This is a genomic window from Sphingobacteriales bacterium (genome assembly GCA_016706405.1).
Classification (GTDB): Bacteria; Bacteroidota; Bacteroidia; order Chitinophagales; family UBA2359; genus BJ6.
Map to the genome: position 1 here is coordinate 621,929 of JADJJT010000001.1, position 19,576 is coordinate 641,504.

Annotated in this window: 15 protein-coding genes and 1 pseudogene; 14 read left to right on the forward strand and 2 right to left on the reverse strand. The window is 39.3% G+C overall.

The window, feature by feature from the left end; genetic code table 11:
• The first annotated feature begins 383 nt into the window (after positions 1 to 383).
• The 8 genes from IPI59_02495 to IPI59_02530 all read left to right on the forward strand — a co-directional run bounded on the left by IPI59_02495 (position 384) and on the right by IPI59_02530 (position 10,883).
• Entirely contained in the window at positions 384 to 1,664 is a 1,281-nt protein-coding gene (locus IPI59_02495) for a hydroxymethylglutaryl-CoA reductase (GenBank protein ID MBK7526434.1), read from the forward strand.
• Positions 1,661 to 2,590: a UbiA family prenyltransferase gene (locus IPI59_02500; protein MBK7526435.1), complete on the forward strand. Its 930-nt coding sequence runs from the start codon at positions 1,661 to 1,663 to the stop codon at positions 2,588 to 2,590. Before IPI59_02495 ends, IPI59_02500 begins: the two co-directional genes overlap by 4 nt.
• Positions 2,587 to 5,151, forward strand: a complete 2,565-nt coding sequence (locus IPI59_02505) for a phosphoenolpyruvate synthase (protein ID MBK7526436.1) — start codon at positions 2,587 to 2,589, stop codon at positions 5,149 to 5,151. The genes IPI59_02500 and IPI59_02505 overlap by 4 nt, the downstream gene beginning before the upstream one ends.
• On the forward strand, positions 5,148 to 6,206 hold the full coding sequence (locus IPI59_02510) for a DUF3419 family protein (GenBank protein MBK7526437.1): 1,059 nt from the start codon (positions 5,148 to 5,150) through the stop codon (positions 6,204 to 6,206). Before IPI59_02505 ends, IPI59_02510 begins: the two co-directional genes overlap by 4 nt.
• Positions 6,196 to 6,858 carry a phosphatidate cytidylyltransferase gene (locus IPI59_02515; GenBank protein MBK7526438.1) on the forward strand — a complete coding sequence of 221 codons (663 nt, stop codon included), beginning with the start codon at positions 6,196 to 6,198 and terminating at the stop codon, positions 6,856 to 6,858. Before IPI59_02510 ends, IPI59_02515 begins: the two co-directional genes overlap by 11 nt.
• Positions 6,855 to 7,838, forward strand: a complete 984-nt coding sequence (locus tag IPI59_02520; GenBank protein ID MBK7526439.1) for a hypothetical protein — start codon at positions 6,855 to 6,857, stop codon at positions 7,836 to 7,838. The genes IPI59_02515 and IPI59_02520 overlap by 4 nt, the downstream gene beginning before the upstream one ends.
• Positions 7,835 to 9,307 (forward strand): AMP-binding protein, encoded by a 1,473-nt coding sequence (locus IPI59_02525; protein ID MBK7526440.1) that lies wholly within the window; start codon positions 7,835 to 7,837, stop codon positions 9,305 to 9,307. The genes IPI59_02520 and IPI59_02525 overlap by 4 nt, the downstream gene beginning before the upstream one ends.
• Positions 9,308 to 9,386: 79 nt before the next feature.
• Complete coding sequence (locus IPI59_02530) at positions 9,387 to 10,883, forward strand: T9SS type A sorting domain-containing protein (GenBank protein MBK7526441.1); 1,497 nt, start codon at positions 9,387 to 9,389, stop codon at positions 10,881 to 10,883.
• A 48-nt stretch (positions 10,884 to 10,931) separates the two neighbouring features.
• Here IPI59_02530 and IPI59_02535 read toward each other — a convergent pair whose 3' ends face one another.
• Positions 10,932 to 11,345 carry a T9SS type A sorting domain-containing protein gene (locus IPI59_02535; GenBank protein ID MBK7526442.1) on the reverse strand — a complete coding sequence of 138 codons (414 nt, stop codon included), beginning with the start codon at positions 11,343 to 11,345 and terminating at the stop codon, positions 10,932 to 10,934.
• A 239-nt stretch (positions 11,346 to 11,584) separates the two neighbouring features.
• Here IPI59_02535 and IPI59_02540 point away from each other — a divergent pair.
• Positions 11,585 to 12,391, forward strand: a pseudogene (locus IPI59_02540) (hypothetical protein).
• 223 nt (positions 12,392 to 12,614) lie between these two features.
• Here the strand turns inward: IPI59_02540 and IPI59_02545 are convergent.
• Positions 12,615 to 13,772, reverse strand: coding sequence for a right-handed parallel beta-helix repeat-containing protein (locus IPI59_02545; GenBank protein ID MBK7526443.1), 1,158 nt, complete (start codon positions 13,770 to 13,772; stop codon positions 12,615 to 12,617).
• A 433-nt stretch (positions 13,773 to 14,205) separates the two neighbouring features.
• Between IPI59_02545 and IPI59_02550 the strand changes: the two genes are divergently transcribed.
• The 5 genes from IPI59_02550 (at position 14,206) to IPI59_02570 (ending at position 19,517) form a co-directional block, all read left to right on the forward strand.
• Positions 14,206 to 14,703: a DUF1648 domain-containing protein gene (locus IPI59_02550; GenBank protein ID MBK7526444.1), complete on the forward strand. Its 498-nt coding sequence runs from the start codon at positions 14,206 to 14,208 to the stop codon at positions 14,701 to 14,703.
• Positions 14,704 to 14,962: 259 nt separating this feature from the next.
• Entirely contained in the window at positions 14,963 to 16,207 is a 1,245-nt protein-coding gene (locus IPI59_02555; GenBank protein MBK7526445.1) for an autotransporter outer membrane beta-barrel domain-containing protein, read from the forward strand.
• 34 nt (positions 16,208 to 16,241) lie between these two features.
• Positions 16,242 to 17,291: an imelysin gene (locus IPI59_02560; GenBank protein MBK7526446.1), complete on the forward strand. Its 1,050-nt coding sequence runs from the start codon at positions 16,242 to 16,244 to the stop codon at positions 17,289 to 17,291.
• 4 nt (positions 17,292 to 17,295) lie between these two features.
• Positions 17,296 to 18,666: a thiol oxidoreductase gene (locus tag IPI59_02565; protein ID MBK7526447.1), complete on the forward strand. Its 1,371-nt coding sequence runs from the start codon at positions 17,296 to 17,298 to the stop codon at positions 18,664 to 18,666.
• A gap of 119 nt (positions 18,667 to 18,785) precedes the next feature.
• Positions 18,786 to 19,517 (forward strand): alpha/beta fold hydrolase, encoded by a 732-nt coding sequence (locus IPI59_02570; GenBank protein MBK7526448.1) that lies wholly within the window; start codon positions 18,786 to 18,788, stop codon positions 19,515 to 19,517.
• The last annotated feature ends 59 nt before the right edge of the window (positions 19,518 to 19,576 follow it).

Consider the following 19,576-nt stretch of genomic DNA (forward strand, 5'->3'; position numbering starts at 1 on the left):
AACCAGCTAAGATATTAAAATATCACATGAAAACAACATGTATAGATAAACAATATACTTGTTCAGGTGAATTTGTCGCCAGAAGAATTTCAGCAATTAGTCAAACAGGTACGGACAGAAGGTAAGGATATTGCATTTACAACAAAATGAGAATACCAGCCACTATTGGTGAGTGTAAAAAATAGCGGCCTAATAAGCCGAAGGTAAGCCTTTGTACTTTAAGTTAGTTTTGAAAATAGCAGAAAATTTTTTCTCTAACTTACCTTCAAACTAATCTAAAACAAAAAGAAAGTTGGAAATTTGTGTTCATCGTTCCTAAACAAAGCGCTAAATTTGACCGCGCAAAGGCGCAGATTTAAATTAAACCATATTTTTTATCAAACATGTCAACATCCTTAGAAAAAGCTAAAAAACTACTCTCGCATTTTTCAAAGCTTGTTCCTTTTGAAAAAGTACTCGACATGGTGGTACAAACGGAGACTACCGAGGCGCAAAATTACCCCCGAATTCCGGAGCCTATTTCCTGGAACAGCGAGGCTATGGCAAAACGACAGGACTACATTAAACAACAAACAAAACTTGATTTCCCGTATTTATCCGGAGAGAAAAACATAACAGATGCCTCCATTTTCAAAGGAAATATCGAACAGCAAATTGGACTAACACAAATCCCAACAGGTATAATTGGCCCACTGCTTATAAATGGAACTGTTGCCCATGGAAACTTTTATGTGCCGCTTGCCACAACCGAAGGAGCCCTTGTGGCCTCGTACAACAGGGGGGCAAGGGCAACCGCACTTTGTGGCGGTATTGTTTCGGTTTGCCTTACCGAAGGGGTACAGCGTGCGCCGTTGTTCAAATTCAGAACCCTACAAGAGGTCGGAACCTTTATGCAATGGGTACTTGGGCAAACCAATGAGTTTAAAAATATTGTTTCAAAACACAGTAATTATGCGCAGTTAGAAGATATTAAAATAAATATGGAAGGCAACCATGTGGTGTTGGTCTTTGAATATCAGACAGGCGAAGCCGCCGGGCAAAATATGGTAACCATTTGTACCGATGCTATTTGTCAATATATTGTTGAAAACACACCCATTAAGCCGCAACACTGGTTTATTGAAGGCAATTACGCCGGCGATAAAAAAGCCACTGCGGTTTCTTTCTCAACAGTTCGAGGGAAAAAAGTTACCGCCGAAGCAATTATCTCGCGAGCAGTGGTAAATGGAATTTTAAAAACATCCCCCGAAAAAATAGCCCAATATTGGCAATCCTCATCGGTAGCAGCGGTGCAAAGTGGCAGTATTGGTATTCAAGGGCATTTTGCCAACGGGCTTGCAGCTTTGTTTTTGGCAACAGGGCAAGATGTGGCCTGTGTGTCAGAGGCCTATGTAGGCATTACGCGAATGGAAGTAAACGAAGATAATGATTTATACGTGTCGGTTACCTTGCCAAGTTTGGTGGTAGGAACAGTTGGCGGAGGTACTAAACTGCCAACCCAACGCGAATGTTTGAAACTTTTAGGTTGCGAGGGGCCCGAAAGTGCAAGAAAATTAGCAGAAATTTGCGGCGCAACCATATTGGCAGGCGAATTAAGTATTGCCGCAGCCATTGCTTGCGGCGATTTTTCAAGGGCGCATGAAATTTATGGCAGAAACAAATGACACAACAAGCATCTTTATTTAAACGGTTTTTGACGTATCAAAAAGAACGTTATCCCTTTGCCGGATACTTTTTCCTCATCGGCTCATTTAGCTTCTCTGCCATTGCCTACTCGCGCATTTGCAGAGGTTTAACAGAATTTGTCTCTCCGGATAAATTTTTTGTTTGCATTTTCAACACCGTTACCCTCTTTTTTATACTCAGAATTTTAGATGAATTTAAAGACCACGAAGACGACCAAAAATACAGACCTTATTTGCCAGTTCCGCGCGGTTTAATTTCGCTGCATGAGTTAAAATACATTGGCCTTTTTACCCTCGCGCTTCAACTGCTTGTTACAGTTGTTTTCTTCCCCAAAATGTTATTATTGCTGGCAATGGTGTATGGCTACCTGTTCTTTATGAGCAATGAATTTTTTGTAAAAAAATGGTTAAAACAAAATCAGTTTTGGTATGTAACCAGCCACATGCTTATTATTCCTTTGGTGGACGTGTTTGCAAGCGGCTTTGATTGGCTGTTAGACAAGGCAACAGTGCCCGTGGGTTTGGCGTTCTTTTTTGCCGTAAGTTTTATGAATGGTATTGTGTTAGAGATAGGAAGAAAAATAAAAGCTCCGGAGCAAGAAGAAAAAGGGGTGCTGAGCTACACCTTTCAACTTGGCACAAAACATGCCGTTGTTTTTTGGATTTTTATTTTGTTTCTTACCTTGTTGCTAGCTGCTGCGGCCTCTTATTATGCAGGGCACTCGGCAGGCACCTACCTTGCACTTATTGCCGTTTTTTTGGTGTGCTCCTTTCCAGCTTTTCTGTTTTTAAATAAGCAAACGGCTCGCTACGGCAAATTAATAGAATACAGTTCGGCATTATGGACTTTTGCCATGTACCTGATACTTGGCGGAATACCGATGCTCCTTAGTTTATGGCGATGAATTTATTTTTTTTAAACACTATTTCCGTTCAAAATTCAAATTTTGGAGGCAAGGCAAACAACCTAATTGCAATAAAAAACAAAGGTTTTGCCGTTCCCGAATTTGTTGTTATTCCAGCCGATTACCTGGGTTCGCTTTTACCTGCCGATACTGCTTTAACTAAGGAGTTTATTCGTTCGTATCAGTTTTCTCCGGATTTTTTAAATGAAATTTTTCGGCACTTCAACGAAACCGAGTTTGTGGCGGTGCGCTCATCAGCCCTTAATGAAGACGGAAAAGAAAACTCCTTTGCAGGCCAATACGAAACCCGGTTGTTTGTTACAAAAAACACTTTGAACGAAGCCCTTGTTTGCGTATGGCTTTCGGCGTACAGCGAGCGGGTGCAGTTGTACAAGGCAAAAAATAATATTGAAGGTGCAGGTATGGCAATTATGGTGCAACGTATGATAAATGCAGATACTGCCGGCGTTGCCTTTGCCGTAAATCCGCTAACAGGAAACGAAAATGAAACAGTGATAAATGCCGTTTCCGGATTGGGAGAAGGTATTGTTTCGGGCGAATTAGATGCCGACTTATATACAGTTCAGCAAGGGAAAATTACGCAACAAATTGCCGATAAAAAATGGGCAATCAAATTTGATGAACAACATAAAAGCGGCACAATAAAAACCACACTTACCGAATTACAATCAAAAACTGCGTGTTTAAGCGAAAAACAAATTTTGGAAGTAGCAGTGCTGGTAAAAAAAATATCCGAGCATTTTCAGGCACCGCAAGATATTGAGTTTGCCTATCTGAACGGCAAACTGTATTTGCTGCAAAGCCGCCCAATTACAGCCATTGCCAAGCCAAAACCAATTACAATTTGGGACAATAGTAATATCATAGAAAGTTACCCCGGACTAACCTCGCCGCTTACGTTTTCTTTTATTGAAAAAATGTACGAAGCTGTTTACCGGCAACTCTCCTTGATTATGGGCGTTGCTGCCAAAACGATAGAAGCCAACAGCTCGGTATATGCCAATATGTTGGGTTTGTTGCAAGGACGGGTTTATTACAATTTAAACAACTGGCATAAATCGCTTTCCTTACTTCCGGGGTACAAACTAAATGCCGAGTTTATGGACAATATGATGGGCGTGAAGGAAAAATTTGATACAACCATCGAAAAATCCGGAAGCAAATGGGGTGAATATTTTAATGTGCTGAGCGCCATTCTGAAAATTTTAAAGCAACACGCCTCCTTAAACTCATCCAGAATTGCATTTCAAGCCTATTTCAACAGCGTGATGCAAGAATACGAAGCCATGGACTTTGAACAAATGCCCTTACAAGAACTGATGACACGTTACCTTCGGTTTGAAAATACTTTGTCGAAGAAATGGGAAGCGCCCTTGGTAAACGATTTTTTTTGTATGATTTATTTTGGCGTATTGCAAAAATTGACTGTAAAATATCAATTAGATGAAAATGGCACCCTGCACAACGACTTGGTAAGTGGCGCAAAAGACATCATTTCTACCGAACCAATAACGCTTACTTTGTCCATCGCAGCACTTATAAGGCAATTACCCGAAGCATTGAATTTGTTTAAAAACAACTCGCCTGAAAAAATTTTGACCGAATTGCAAACGCAAACCAAGTACGAAAAAATTGATACCGCCATAAAAAAATATATTCAAAAATGGGGCGAGCGCTGTGTGGGCGAACTTAAATTAGAAACCATTACCTACAAACAACAACCCCAAAATTACATTAAAATTTTACAGACGTATGTAAAAGAAGCACCAAAAAATCATACATTACAAGAAAGCAATATCCGGCAAATGGCCGAAGAAAAAGTAAAGCAAAAATTGAAAGGCAAACCAATAAAGAAATTCATTTTTTCGTATGTACTGAAAAAAGCGCGCTATTTGGTAAGCAACCGCGAAAACCTTAGATTTGAGCGCACCCGTGGCTTTGGAATGGTTCGCATAATGATGATAGCGATGGGCAAAAAATTAGCAGCCGAAAATATATTGCAACACGAAAGAGATATTTTTTACCTCACTCAAAAAGAAATATTTGACTTTGTAAATGAAACCGCCATCCGGATTGATTTAAAAAAATTAGTTGAAAACAGAAAAGAGGAGTACACAAAATTTGAAACAAAAAATCTTCCGGAAAGAATAAAAGCAACAGAAGCAATAAGTGATAACACCATCTTTGATTTGCCGGATGAAACTATTAATAATGCCACCTCGCTACAAGGCATTGGCTGCTGTGCCGGAATAGTACGAGGGAAGGTTTGCGTAGTGAATTCGCCACAAGAAATTGACAGCCTAAACAACAATATTTTAGTAACGGCAAGTACCGACCCGGGCTGGGTAGTTTTGTTTCCGAGCGCATCGGCCATTGTGGTGGAACGCGGAAGTTTGTTAAGCCATTCGGCAATCGTGTCGAGAGAAATGGGTATTCCTTGTGTGGTTGGTGTGAAAAACTTATTAAATATCCTTAAAACGGGCGACCTGATAGAAATTGACGGCGCAAAAGGAACAGTAAAAATTTTAGACCGAATATGAACGAACGAATAAAATATGCCAATTGCTGGGAAGATGCCGATTTACTTTTGACCTCGGCTAATTTGCCCCCAAACGGCAATATATTAAGCATAGCTTCGGGCGGAGACAATTCTTTTGCCTTACTCAGTACTGCCCCCAAAATGCTTTATGCGGTAGATACGAATGTGGCACAGTTGCATTTATGCGAATTGAAAGCCGCCGCTTTTTCCGAATTGAAGTATGACGAAACTTTAGCCTTATTTTGGGGCACACCACAGGCAAAAGATTTTTTTGAAATACTTAAAAAACAACTAAGCCCGCCTTGCAAAAAATATTGGGAAACCAATGAAAGCAGTATTCAATCCGGAGTTATAAATGAAGGAAAGTTTGAGCAGTATTTCAGGTTTTTTCGCAAAAGAGTTATGCCGTTTATTCACTCAAAGAAAACAATCAACGAATTATTAAGCCCCAAAACCGAACAAGAGCAAACAAATTTTTACCATCAAAAATGGAATACTATTAGGTGGAAATTTTTATTCAAACTGTTTTTTAGCAAGTTTGTTTTAGGCAGGTTTGGGCGAACAAAAGCATACTTAAATCAAGTTGAAATTCCGGTTGCAGCATTTATTTTTGAGCAAGCCGCACAACACTTGCAAAGCAAAGATTGCCAAAGCAATTATTTTTTGCATTATATTTTTACCGGAGAATTTAAACCGGAACTTCCCTTTTATTTGCGCGAAGAAAATTACCAAAATATTAAACAAAACCTTGCAGCCTTAACCTTAAAACAAGGTTTGGTACAGGATTTTATTAATCCGGAAACTGCTTTTAATTACTGTAATTTTTCAAACATATTTGAATATATGAACAAGGAGGAATTTGCAAATTTTCATCAATTGCTTGAACAATATTTGCCCAATAAAGCCATTATAGGCTATTGGAATTTAATGGTGGACAGGGTTTTTTCCACCTCTTTCCCGCAAACATTTTCGCTTTACAACAAACCCCAAAAACAACCAACAGACAAGGGTTTTTTCTATAAACGATTTGTAACCGAAATAAAAAATGAACGATAATTTTATCCACCTGCTTTGGCTGAGTAGTTTTTACCTTATTCTGTTTGGTACGGCAGAATTGCTGTACCGTGTTGCTAAAATTCATGTCGAATACACCCGGAAATTTGTTCATATCGGAACTGGTTTACTAACTATGCTTTTTCCTTTAATGTTTACCCATTATGGTTGGGTAATCTTTATTTGCGCCGCGTTTTTTGTGGTACTTTCTATCAGTTTAAAATTCGGATTTTTACCTTCTATCAATGCTATTCAGCGCAAAAGTCACGGAAGCCTTTCTTACCCCGTTGTGGTCGTTATTGCATTTATGTTTTATTATTTTAAAACCAAAGGCGTTTCGCACGAATATTTTTATTTCTACCTTCCGGTGCTCACCATGGCATTGGCCGACCCGCTGGCTGCTTATTTCGGCAGTAAATTTCCAAGAGGAAAATATTCATTTGGGCAAGAACAAAAAACATTGACAGGTTCATTAGCATTTTTTATAGTAGCATTGGCACTTAGTTTTTTCTTGATCCCCAATCCTAATTTATTTTTCTTACTTGTTATTCCGTTGGTGGCAACTGTTACAGAAGCCATTACCAGCAAAGGTTTAGACAACCTGACTATTCCGGTTTCTGTAATTGCAGTATTATATTTTTATCCTAACGTATGAATATTGAAACTATAAAAACACGAGTGCAATTTGAGCAAATTCTTAAAGATTTTGCCCCGGTATTGTATGGGCAACACAATTTACCCAATTTACTTTGCCACGAGGCCATAGACAAAAATTTTGACCAAGGTTTTGTGCTTTATGCCAACAATGAAACTAAGGCTACAGCCTGCGTTATTAAAAATCCGGATTTGTTTTTCAAAAATGAAAAAGCTGTTTGCATCGCCTTTTACGAATGTGTGGAAGATATCCGGATAGCTGAAAAATTATTGCATTCTGCAGTAGATTATTGCAAAGAGCAAGGCTATAAATACCTCATTGGCCCCATGAATGGCTCTACCTGGAACGCCTACCGTTTTGCCGTTGAGCCAATAACCGACAGCTATATAAGCGAGCCATTTCATAAATCATATTACGCAAATCAGTTTGAAAATTTTGGCTTTGAAATCCTTGCCGAATATATAACCCAAATAGACACAACTTTGCATTTGCCCGATGCCCCAAAAATATTGAACAAAGAAATTACATTTCGTACCTTAGACAAAAACAATTACGAAACAGAAATGAAAACAATCTTTGCGTTTTGTAAAGATATTTTTTATAACAATTTTTTATACACCGAAATCAGTGAAAATGCTTTTTTGGAGAAATACATGGCTTTAAAAAATATTATTAACCCCAACTTTGTAATTATTGCCGAAGACAAAGGCGAAGTAGTGGGGCTAATTCTTGCCCTCCACGACCATTACTGCCAACATAGCAAGCGAATAATTGTAAAAACACTTGCCCGAAAACGGGGCGAGCGTTACGCTGGGGTTGCACACGAACTCTCGCGAAGAATTACAATGCTTGCCTTGCAACTAAATTACCAAAGCATTTTGCACGCTTTTATGCACCAAGCCAACGCTTCAACAAACATATCGAGGTTATTTTCGGGCGAGCCTTTCAGAAAGTACAAACTTTATTACACCGCAGTATGATAAACGAAAACATAACATCGTTGTTTTACAAGGCGTGCAAAAATTTTCCGGAACGGCACGCAGTTATTCAAGAAAAACGCGCGGTTACCTTTAGCCAGCTTGAGCTTGAAGTAGCCCGCACCATTGCCTACTTCGAAAAAAAAGGCATTAAAAAAGGCGATAGGGTTTTGGTTTTTGTTGGCATGAGCATTGATTTGTACCGGATTGTTCTTGCCTTGTTTTCAATGGGTGCGGTTGCTGTTTTTGTAGATGAATGGGTAAATACCGAGCGGCTTTCGTTGTGCTGTAAAATTGCCAAATGCAAGGCCATAATTGCGCCTTTACCCTACCGAATTATAGGGCTGTTTATCGCCGAAATAAGAAAAATTCCAATTTTCCTTAACCATAAAAAACAAACAGAAACAAGCATAAAAACAAGTACCGAACCAACTGCCGCATCAGATTCGGCCTTGATTACCTTCACTACCGGAAGCACCGGCACTCCCAAAGCCGCCGACCGCAGCCACGGATTTTTGAAAGCACAGTTTGACGCGCTTACCCCGTTGATAAAAGGAAAAGCAAGCATGACCATGTTGCCGGTTGTGTTGTTGCTCAATCTTGGTTTGGGCATCACTTCGGTAATTGCAGACTTTAAAACAGCTAAACCAAAAAAATTTAAGGCGCAAAAAATTTTAACACAAATAAAAAAATACGAGGTGGACAGCCTCATTGCCTCGCCGTATTATTTGCTTGAATTGGCAAAGGCAACACAAGAAAAAACCAGTTTAAAGCATATTATTTCCGGAGGAGCCGCTATATTTGCATCGGATGCCAAAATAATTTCAGCCAGTTTTTCTAATGCAAATTTTACAGTGGTTTATGGCTCAACCGAGGCCGAGCCAATTAGCCATTGCCAAGCAAACGAACTAATTGAGTGTAAAAACGATTTCGGGCTTTTGGCCGGAAAACCAGTGTCGTCTGTCGCCTTAAAAATTATGCCACCTCAAAAATTGCCGCACACCACCGAAAAAGTATTGAATAATTTAGAACTACCACAGGGCAATATCGGCGAAATAATTGTGAGTGGAAATGCCGTAAACAAAACCTATATAGATAATCCGGAAGCGGTGGCCGAAAATAAAATTATCACCGAAAAAATCATTTGGCACCGCACAGGCGACAGCGGCTATTTAAACGAACAAGGCAATTTGTTTTTAACAGGGCGCACCGCTCAAATAATTGAACATAATAAAAAAGTTTATTACCCGTTTGTAATAGAAAATAAACTGAAAAATATAGAAGGCGTAAAATTGGGAACCTTGATTTTATGGAACAATAAATTGATTTTAGCACTTTGCACAACAGATTCTTTTAGCGAAAATTTATTATCCGGAATTGAATATGACGAAATACGGTATTTCAAATCATTACCGCTTGACCCGCGACACTATTCAAAAATTGATTACCAAAAATTGACTCAATTATTGTAATTTTATTGAAGTTGAAGAAGAAAACAAGCGCTAAAACTGCTATGGCAATAAGGTTGCAAAAAATAAAAATGCCAATCAAATGAAAACAAAAACGCTGTTTCTATGTCTTATGGCGGTTGCTGCGGCATGTTCGGCACAAAACGTGCTTACGCCTGAATGGGTAAAATCAAAAGCAAGCCCCGTTGGGGGAAATGCAGAGTCGTGGGGCATAGCTATAGACCAAAGTGGAAATTTTTATTGGACAGTTAGCGTGGACAGCAGCGGCCAAGGACTTGATATTCTTTGCTATAAGTTTGATGCCGATGGTAATTCGCTGTGGACAAATCCGTTTTTTTATGGCGGCGCAAGCACACAACACGCATTTGCCTGCAATGCTAAAGATACTGCCTTATATATTGGTGGCCGGTACTGCCCTTTGACAGGTTTTTCGTGTGATATGCTTTTGCTGAAAGTGGATAAAAACAACGGCTCGCTAATATGGGGCAAGACAAAAGATTTTGGCTATTCCGGATATGACGAAGTAGATGGGCTTGTTGTTCAAAACGATGGAATATATTGCACTGGTTGGGCGCAGGCTTTGCAAACAGGCCCGTATCAGTTAGATATTGGCTTGTGGAAAGTAGATTTTAATGGAAATACAATATGGTCGAACTATTTTGGCAAGGCCAGCACCGCCGAACATCAGGACGGACACATTGTAATTGATGCCAACAATATTTATTGCGCGGGTTTATGGGATGGCAAAAGTATAGCCAATGCCTACAATGGCGCTGCCTTTGTGGGTAAATTTTCTAAAACAGACGGCTCTTTTATTGACTCTACCCTGTTTGGCTACCCTTCTAATGCCCTTTTTGATGCTGAGAACGCGCTAGGTATGGCCACAGACGGAACTTACCTATACCTTACGGGTTATACAACGCCTGTTGATGCGAACGATTGGCAAATTTTTGTCGCTAAATTTGATAAAAACCTGCAGCAAATATGGTATCAGACGTGGGGCGGCAGCAGTAGCGAAGCGGCAAGAGGCATTGCCGTAAGCAAGGGAAAAGTATTTGTTGCCGGAGTAACCCAGTCGCCCGAATTTAATTTGGGCGGCGCAGCCGATGCCGTTCTGCTGGTTTACGATACTACCGGAAATTTTATTGCCTACAAAACATGGGGCGACACCTTAGACAATGGTTTCAGAGATATTGCCATTTTAGATGATGCTATTTATATTTCGGGCAGTTCGGGCAAAAATTTATTTGGCGGCGGCAGCAGCGACAATGGGTTTGCAATGAAGGTGGACCTTAGCACGATTCTTACCTCAATTAACGAAATCAAACCAAACTCGTATTATTTGAATATTTGTTTCAACCCATCTTATACGTCTAATAATGCCGTCATCAGCACAAATTTTGACCTCGACAAGGCAACCTTGGCTATTTATAATATATCTGGTGAGCAAGTTTTTTCCATACCTCAATATAAAGGCAAACAGGTTAACCTACATTTGGAGAATCTTCGAAAAGGAATATATATTTTGTTTCTTGCCAAAGACGGGCAAACAGTAGCAAAAAAATTTATTATTGACTGATATTTGCCGTTTACTTAAAAACCTGCTTCCTCCGGAAAGTTTTTTGCCTTAATTTTTAATGCATTTTATCGCTTCGGCCATAGTGCCATTCTTAATAATTCTTATGGTATATATTCCGGCAGGTTTGTTAGATAAGTTTATTGGAATTGTATTTTTCCCTTTCGATAAATTTACATTTTGTAGTTGTAATTTTTCGCCCAAGATATTGTATATTTCTAAAACGACCTCCGGATGCTGCGCCTCTGAATCTATTTCCACCTCAATTATGCCATCAAAAGGATTAGGATAAATACGGGCAGTACGACCTTTGGTGAGGGGTTGCTTGGGCAAACTGTTTATTATTTGAACAAACTCTGTGCAGCCAACATCCCAGGCTTTGCCTTGTGGCCTAAATTCGCCCAAGCAATCGGTATCGAAATAGGGAAGGCTAACGCCTGCATCTATTAAAATGCTGGTGCTCAATAAATTTCCTTGTGTACTGTCGGCAAATTGGCTCCAGGTGGTAAAAAAGGCTTAATGGACATTTTTTAGGCTAAAAACCTTCGAAAGCATTACTATTGTTAGCTTTGAGGACAATCAAAGGTTATGAATAAAAAATGCTTTTACTGTGGTAAAAGGTGTGTAAAGAAAAACGGACTTGTAAAAGGAGTTCAATTGTATAAGTGTGCTCATTGTGGGAAACAATTTTTAGGTGGCAACGCATCAATAACGAGCAAATATGGGAAGAATACAAAAGTGGTAAACAGACCTATTTGCAGTTAGCTCACAAGTATAATTGTTCTGTTAAAACGATTCAAAGGCGGTTAGACAAGATTAAAATAGTGGCTACGAAAAAAACAGGTAGAGTAGTCGTTGTATTAATGGACACCACCTATTGGGGGCGGGGTTTTGGCGTAATGCTTTTTAAGATGCCTACACCAAAGAAAACCTTTTGAAATATTATGTAAAGACAGAGACCAATGGGCTGTATATAGAAGGAATTAAGGAGTTAAAAAGGCGAGGTTTTACTATTTCGGCTATTGTTTGTGACGGAAGAAAAGGCTTAATTGCGTCGTTTAAGGGTATTCCTGTTCAAATGTGCCAGTTTCATCAAGCAGCAATAATTCGAAGATATTTGACCCGTAAGCCAAAGCTAAAAGCTGCACAAGAGCTGATGGATGTTGTAGATTTGATGAAGCAAACAGACAAAGAAAGCTTTGTCGGAGCATTAGGGCTATGGCTTGAAAAATGGAAAGTGTTTCTAAACGAGAGAACTGTAAATCCGACTACAAACAAATCGTTTTATACGCATAAAAGGCTTAGAAGTGCTTATCGTAGTTTGAAGAATAATTTACCTTAGTTTGTTTACTTGGCACGATAACAGGGAACTTCAAATACCTAACACAACCAATGCTATTGATGGACATTTCGCAGATTTAAAAAACAAATTAAGAAACCATAATGGCCTATCAATGAAACGGAAAATGAAATTTATAGATGGGTTTTTTAAAGGTATAAGGGCTTTCTGAAAATATCAAAGGCTTACAATATACAGTAAGCCTTTGATAAGACATTTTCGTCAAGCATCTGTTTTATCCCTGACAAGTTGCTCCCCAGCAGAGCTTGTTTCCGTTTTTACAGACATGCAAAGAAATAAAATATTCAAGAATAATGTAAAAAAGTGAATAAAAAAACAGCATTAAAAATGTCCACTTGAACCAAGCGTCTAAAAAATAGCCTAATTTTTGTCCATTACTCCGTAAAAAAGAAATTTTTAGCGGTATCAACCTGATGAAGGGTGCCACTTATATTGTTAAAAATAGCTGTTGTTTGGCTGTTTACGTTGGCTGGAGGGGCATCTGTTCTTGGAAAAATAACTACATTGTTTTTAATTTCGTGGTCGTTTCTGTCAAAGGTATATAATGAAAACATGCTTCCGCCTTTTTCATAATCAATGTCTCTTAAACGTCCGGCGGTGTTGTTGTAGGCTTTAAATCTTCCGGAATGAACGGTTCCGGGGCCGTATGTATTCGTACTTGTTGTATCAAACATTTGAAATTCCATAAAACCATACTTTCTTGAGTTCCAAACAAAATTATTATATACCAGCAACTCTCCTACATCCTGGGCATCGGCGCGGTCAATGGAATAAGCCCTTCCCCGAATAAAATCGCCCTGATAATTTATACACCTGTTGTTGAATATTCTTCCTTCGCCTGACATAACAATAACGCCGTTATGAACAGTTCCGGCCAAATTGATATTGGTAAAGGTGTTATTGAATATATCAATGTCTCGGCCTAAACTTATCTCAATTGCGGTGCCCTGCGTACCCGTTGTGCTGTCTATAACACAGTTTTTAACTACCGAATTATAGGCGTTGGGTAATGCAATAGAATTATAATTACAGTTGTCAACTGCAATGCCATCAATAATTATACTATCTCTTCTGGTTGCCTCTGTTCCGTCATAATCGGGCAGACCCTTAAATATCATCTGCACATCCTGAATATTTCTGAACCGGAGGTTTTTTATTACATTTCCGTCACATTCTCCTTCAACATGCAAACCTCTATATTCGCCGTTGCGGAAAGTTATATTTTCAATATACAAATCTACATTATTATACAATAAACTGTACCCCAAACCTCCATTATAGTCTATAATCACATCGTCCGAGCCAATAATATATATTCTGCTGCTGTGATTTTTAATTAATAAATAGTCATAAATTCCGGGATTAAGAAAAATTGTGTCGTTAGTTGACAACCCATAGGTAAAAAACCCATCATCAACAACTAAACTACCAGAACCGTCTCCAACCCAAACACTTTTTGCTTTAGCAATATGGGTAACAAGTATTAATAAAATAGCAATTTGTAAGCTTTTGTAAAAAAATTCCCCCTTCATAATTAGCTGTTTAATTTAAGTTCAAGGCACAAAGCTACGGTTTTTTGCCCCTGCTCGTTTTAAAAATCGCGGTTTAGCACGCTTGGATATTAAAGTAAAACTTGCTAATTTTGTAGGAATAGTGAAAAATATTTGCCTTCGGGTACAAACTTGAAAATTAATGCCCCCTAAGCCCACCTAAACCATTTGCTATAAAGCTGTTTAAAAATTAGTTTATTGAACTAATTAGGAACTATGTGCCATTGAAGTAATTGCGAAACTAAGCCATCTATAAATATATTTTACCTTTTGTAGCCTGTTTTTACCTAAATAGTTTCTTAGTATAAAGTGTTTAAAATTGTCATGCCTTTTAAAGCTTAAACAAATTCTATGTGTCTATGTGGTTAATTATGTGGTTTAACTCTTAAACAACTTCTTTATAAAATTGAACAAGATGAGCGAACAACCGAAAATAAAATTAAAACTTACCACCACCGACAAGGCATTTGAAGTTTTAGGCTGGCTTTTTATTTTGGCAATTTGGGTTTTGACCCTTACAAACTATACAAACCTGCCCGACACTATTCCGACACATTTCAACGGGGCAGGGCAGGCAGACGGGTTTGGGCATAAAGCCATGATATTAATATTGCCCGTAATTGCTACTATTCTCTATGTTGGACTGACAGCACTAAACAAATTTCCGCACGCTTTTAACTATCCGACCACCATAACCAACGACAACGCACTAAAACAATACACTTACGCGACCCAATTGGTTAGGTATTTAAAACTTATGGTTGTTCTTGTTTTTGGTGGAATTGCCTTGCAAACAATCCGCTATGTAAACGGGCATACAAATGGGCTTGGAGTTTGGTTTTTGCCCTTAGCCTTAGCACTAATTTTTATACCCATATTATTTTTTGTTATAAAATCATATCAAACAAAATAGCGAGGCCAAAAAAGTACTGGCGCTAAGGTTTGTACTATACAGAAAAAACGAGATTACATGGCGGGCAGATTTGTATCAATGCAAAGCGATTTGCCCTATTTGGCATTTTTTTATTTCCGGATACTGCTGCTTACCTAAAAAATTGTTTAAAAATGGCCACTAAAACAACTAATTTATAATTAGTCTAAATAAAGTTTTATATTTGCGGCCAGAAAATCAATATGCTGCAATGATTAAAAAAGGTCTTATATTGTTATTTTTGTGTCCACTTGGTCTCTTAGCCCAAACAGACTCATTGCCCGGCAATAGCAATACTTTTTTAGAAAAACTATCTCGTTTTTCCTTGTCGGGGTATGGCGCAATGAATTACTACAATTACAACTGGCAAACCGACAGCGTAAAACGCAACGCCATAGACAACGAACGCTTTGTGCTGGAAATTGGCTATCGGTGGAACAACAAAATAAAACTTAACACAGAAATTGAATTTGAACACGGCGGCACAGGCGTAGAAGTTGAATTTGACCGCTTTGAAGAGTTTGGCGAATTTGAATACGAAGTGAGCAAAGGTGGCGAAGTATTAGTGGAACAAATGAACCTTGAGTTTGAACTGCGCCCAGCATTACAACTAAAAATAGGCCGGATAAAAGTACCCTTTGCCCTAATGTACAAACGCGACGAGCCTACCGACTACCTAACGGCAACGGCCTCGGAAATGGAAATGCAAATTTTACCCGAAAACTGGACCGAAAATGGCCTATTGCTAAAAGGAGGCTTTAAACAACAAAATAAATGGCAATACCATATAGCCCTTGTAAATGGATTAGACAATAGTGCATTTAGTTCGGCAAACTGGATTAAGCGCGGCAATCAAATGCGTTTTGAAATGGTAAATGCCCAAAATTTTGCCCTTTCCGGACGCTTGGATTACCGCCCAAACAACAATTTTTTAATTGGCATTTCGGGTTATGGCAGCCGAACCACCTCCGACAATCGCCCTAAACCCGATTTAAAAGTTAACACACCCATTGGCTTGGGCGAACTGCATATTCAATACACCAAAAAGCCCTTGGCAATTAATGGCATGGTGTTTTATGGTGCCATGGGCAACTCCGAAGCCCTGTCTAATAATAATCGAAATCTTTCGAACAATTTGAATGTAAAACGAACACCAGTAGCGGCAGCAGCTATTGGCGGCTTTGCCGAACTGGGTTTGACACTTATAGGTAAAGAGGGTTTGTGGGCTAAAAACTTTAAACAAAACTGCTTAATTTATGGGCGCTTTGACTACTACGACACCCAATTTACCACCGAAGGCTTAATTTTTAATAATCCACGTTGGGAAAGGCAGTCGTGGACATTTGGAACAGTCTATAAAATTATTGACGATGTTCAATTAAAAGCCCAATACACCATCCGGAAAGTAGGCGCACCCGCCCCTACCAGCATAAACGGCGGCAGGCTTGAACGAACATTTGTTGCAGGTTTTGCTTTTGAATTTTAAACTAAATAATATATATATAAATCACTTTAAAAAAATGAAAAAAAATTACCTTTTTGCCGTCTTCCTGTCAATCGTCTTCATTTCAAGTTGCAAAAAAGAGGATGTTGATACCAAAGAAGATTACAAAAATATACTTGAAAACCTGGGCAACGATATTATTTTAGACACGTATGCCGCCTTAGATGCTAAAACCATAGCATTGGTAACAACTTTAGCTGCTTTAGAAACAACACCATCGGAAGCTAACTTAGAAACCGCCCGCCAGGCATGGCGAGACGCTCGCGTTCCATGGGAACAGTCGGAAGGCTTTCTTTTTGGCCCTGTTGACCAGCAAGGAATTGACCCCGCCATAGATAGCTGGCCAGTTAACCAACCCGATTTAGATGCGGTTTTAGCCAGCGCAAGCCCTTTGACAAAAGCTTATATTGACGGATTAGACGGCACCCTAAAAGGGTTTCATACGATTGAATATTTGATTTTTGGCCTTGACAGTAAAAAGCAAATAAGCGATTTTACGCCGCGCCAATTTGAATATTTAAAGGCTTGTGCCCAAAGTTTGGCTGGTTCAACCGAACAACTTTATTATGCATGGAAACCCGACCAAAACAACTTTATTAGTAATGTAATCAATGCAGGGGAAACAAATAGCATTTACCCATCGCAAAAGGCAGCCTTAGAAGAGATTGTAAATGGCATGGTAACTATTGCCGACGAGGTGGCAAATGGCAAAATAAACGACCCCTTAAGCGAGCAAAACGCAAGTTTAGAGGAAAGTCGCTTTAGTAATAATTCTAAACAAGACTTTGCAGACAATATCCGGAGTATTAAAAACATCTATATTGGCATTTATAAAAATACAACCGGATTAGGAATTTCTAATATTATTGCCGCAAAAAATACTACCTTAGATGCGCAAGTTAAACAACAAATAGACGATGCTATTAAAGCCATTGAAGACATAGAAGGGACATTTACCTCGGCCATTTTTAACGCTATACCAAGTGTAGAAAATGCACAGCAAAAAGTGCGAAACTTACAACAAACACTTCAAAGCGAAGTTTTACCAACTATTTCAAATTTATAACAAAATGAAACAGTTTATTTTTATTTTATTGTTAATTTCAAGCGCCTTCAGTGGGTGCAAACCCGATGAAGATGTTTTAATAGAAGATGAAGATATTAATCTTGGCGGCCAAACAAGTATTTCGGGCTCCTATATACAAGCCTTCGAACAACCAGCAGCCAATTTGAGTACAGCTGAATTAGACCTTCACCGAAAGTCCGATAAAATTTTTGAATCTAGATTTGTAACAGCACCTAATTTAATTAACGGTGGTGTGGGACCTGTTTTTAACCAAAATGCTTGCGCAAACTGCCACACCGCAAATGGCCGCTCTCCCTTCCCTACCGACCCCAACGAGTTGCGCGGCTTATTATTTCGGTTAAGCATTGATGGCGTAGATGCGCATGGCGGGCCGCTTGCCGCACCAAATTATGGTGGACAACTACAAACAAAAGCCATTTATGGAACCCCCCCCGAGGCGCAAATAACCTGGCACGAAGAGCAGGAAATAAAAACATTTATTGACGGTGAACAAATAACCCTGTCTAAACCCGTTTTTTCTATTATCAATCCCTATGTGCCCATTCCCGGTGGTATGTTAATGTCGCCGCGGTTAGCACCGCCCGTAATAGGTTTAGGGCTGGTAGAGGCAATTAGTGAAAGTGATATTTTAGCTTTAGCCGACCCGAATGATGCAGATGGCAACGGCATATCGGGCAAGGCAAATTATGTTTGGGATGAAAAAAATCAAATTAAAACAATAGGAAGGTTTGGATGGAAGGCAGGGCAACCTAATTTATTACAACAAACAGCCGCCGCCGCAAATCAGGATATGGGTGTTACAAGCCCATATTATCCGGAAGAAAACTGTTCCGGACAAATTCAGGCCGACACCCTCTCTGATGACCCCGAAATTGATGCCAACACCTTAAAAATGGCGGCTTTTTATCCGCAATCATTAGGTGTGCCGCAAAGACGCAATACAACAGACCCCACCATAATTAACGGTAAGAACCTATTTATGCAGCTAAAATGCGACAACTGCCACCACCCCAAATATATTACAGGGCAACATCCGGAATATGCTTTTTTGAGCAATCAAAAAATTTATCCTTATTCCGATTTTTTATTGCACGATATGGGCGATGCCTTAGCCGATAACCGACCCGATTTTGAAGCTAACGGTAAAGAATGGCGGACACCACCACTTTGGGGGCTTGGGCTTACCAAAACCGTAGGGGGGCCAAATGCAAACTTTTTGCACGACGGACGCGCAAAAAACCTACAAGAAGCCATTATGTGGCATGGCGGAGAAGCAGAAAACAGCAAAGAAAGTTTTAGAAAACTGAACAAAGCCGAAAGAGAATCGGTTATTAATTTTTTAGAAAGTTTGTAATTTGCAGCAAGTTAGTGGGTACTGTTTTTTACGTTTTGCCTTATATAACAGCAAGCCGCGCGCGAATAATCTTAACAATATATATATAAAAATTATCACGCATAAACACATAAACAAACATGAACAACAACTCAAAGCCAAGGCATTATGTTTTTATTCCGGGCTCATTCCACGCCTCGTGGTGCTGGTATAAAATGCAACCCTTGTTAAATGAAAACGGCAACACCTCTGAAGCCATTGACTTGCCCGCACACGGACAAGACACAACGCCAATTAATAGTGTAACGCTTGATAGCTACGTTGATGCCGTTTGCAACGTGTTGGCTAAATACAACAAACCTGTTGTGCTTATTGGACATAGCAGGGCAGGTATTGTAATTTCGGCGGTAGCCGAGCGCATGCCCGACAAAATTGACCAATTAGTTTATCTCTGCGCTTTTCTTATCCCTAATGGCGAGCCGATGGTTGCAACAGCACTATCCGACTCGGCCTCGTTATTGGTGTCAAATTTAATTTTTAACGAGCCAGAGGGCTGGCATATTCCGAAAAATGAAATATATAAAGACGCATTTTATAACGACTGCTCAGCCGAAGATGTTTACTTGGCAGGCTCATTGCTTACCAAAGAGCCAAATGCGCCCGTTGGCACGCCGTTGAGCCTGTCGGACAGCAAATTTGGAAAAGTGAAAAAAGTTTATATCCACACAACGCTTGATAACACGATAACCTACCAGCTGCAAAAGAAAATGGTAGAACGCACTCGGGTTAACCAAACCTTTGAAATTAATGCAGGGCATTCGCCATTTTTTTCGCAACCTAAACAACTTGCAGCTATTTTGTTGAGCCTGTAATGAGCAAAAATTGCCAAAAAATTTGTATCTTGCAGCCATAACTAAAAATAATTTTTTCC

Coding starts and splice junctions, on each gene's coding strand:
- IPI59_02495 (MBK7526434.1), top strand. CDS start 384: ATGTCAACATCCTTAGAAAAAGCTAAAAAACTACTCTCGCATTTTTCA.
- IPI59_02500 (MBK7526435.1), top strand. CDS start 1,661: ATGACACAACAAGCATCTTTATTTAAACGGTTTTTGACGTATCAAAAA.
- IPI59_02505 (MBK7526436.1), top strand. CDS start 2,587: ATGAATTTATTTTTTTTAAACACTATTTCCGTTCAAAATTCAAATTTT.
- IPI59_02510 (MBK7526437.1), top strand. CDS start 5,148: ATGAACGAACGAATAAAATATGCCAATTGCTGGGAAGATGCCGATTTA.
- IPI59_02515 (MBK7526438.1), top strand. CDS start 6,196: ATGAACGATAATTTTATCCACCTGCTTTGGCTGAGTAGTTTTTACCTT.
- IPI59_02520 (MBK7526439.1), top strand. CDS start 6,855: ATGAATATTGAAACTATAAAAACACGAGTGCAATTTGAGCAAATTCTT.
- IPI59_02525 (MBK7526440.1), top strand. CDS start 7,835: ATGATAAACGAAAACATAACATCGTTGTTTTACAAGGCGTGCAAAAAT.
- IPI59_02530 (MBK7526441.1), top strand. CDS start 9,387: ATGAAAACAAAAACGCTGTTTCTATGTCTTATGGCGGTTGCTGCGGCA.
- IPI59_02545 (MBK7526443.1), bottom strand. CDS start 13,772: ATGAAGGGGGAATTTTTTTACAAAAGCTTACAAATTGCTATTTTATTA.
- IPI59_02550 (MBK7526444.1), top strand. CDS start 14,206: ATGAGCGAACAACCGAAAATAAAATTAAAACTTACCACCACCGACAAG.
- IPI59_02560 (MBK7526446.1), top strand. CDS start 16,242: ATGAAAAAAAATTACCTTTTTGCCGTCTTCCTGTCAATCGTCTTCATT.
- IPI59_02565 (MBK7526447.1), top strand. CDS start 17,296: ATGAAACAGTTTATTTTTATTTTATTGTTAATTTCAAGCGCCTTCAGT.
- IPI59_02570 (MBK7526448.1), top strand. CDS start 18,786: ATGAACAACAACTCAAAGCCAAGGCATTATGTTTTTATTCCGGGCTCA.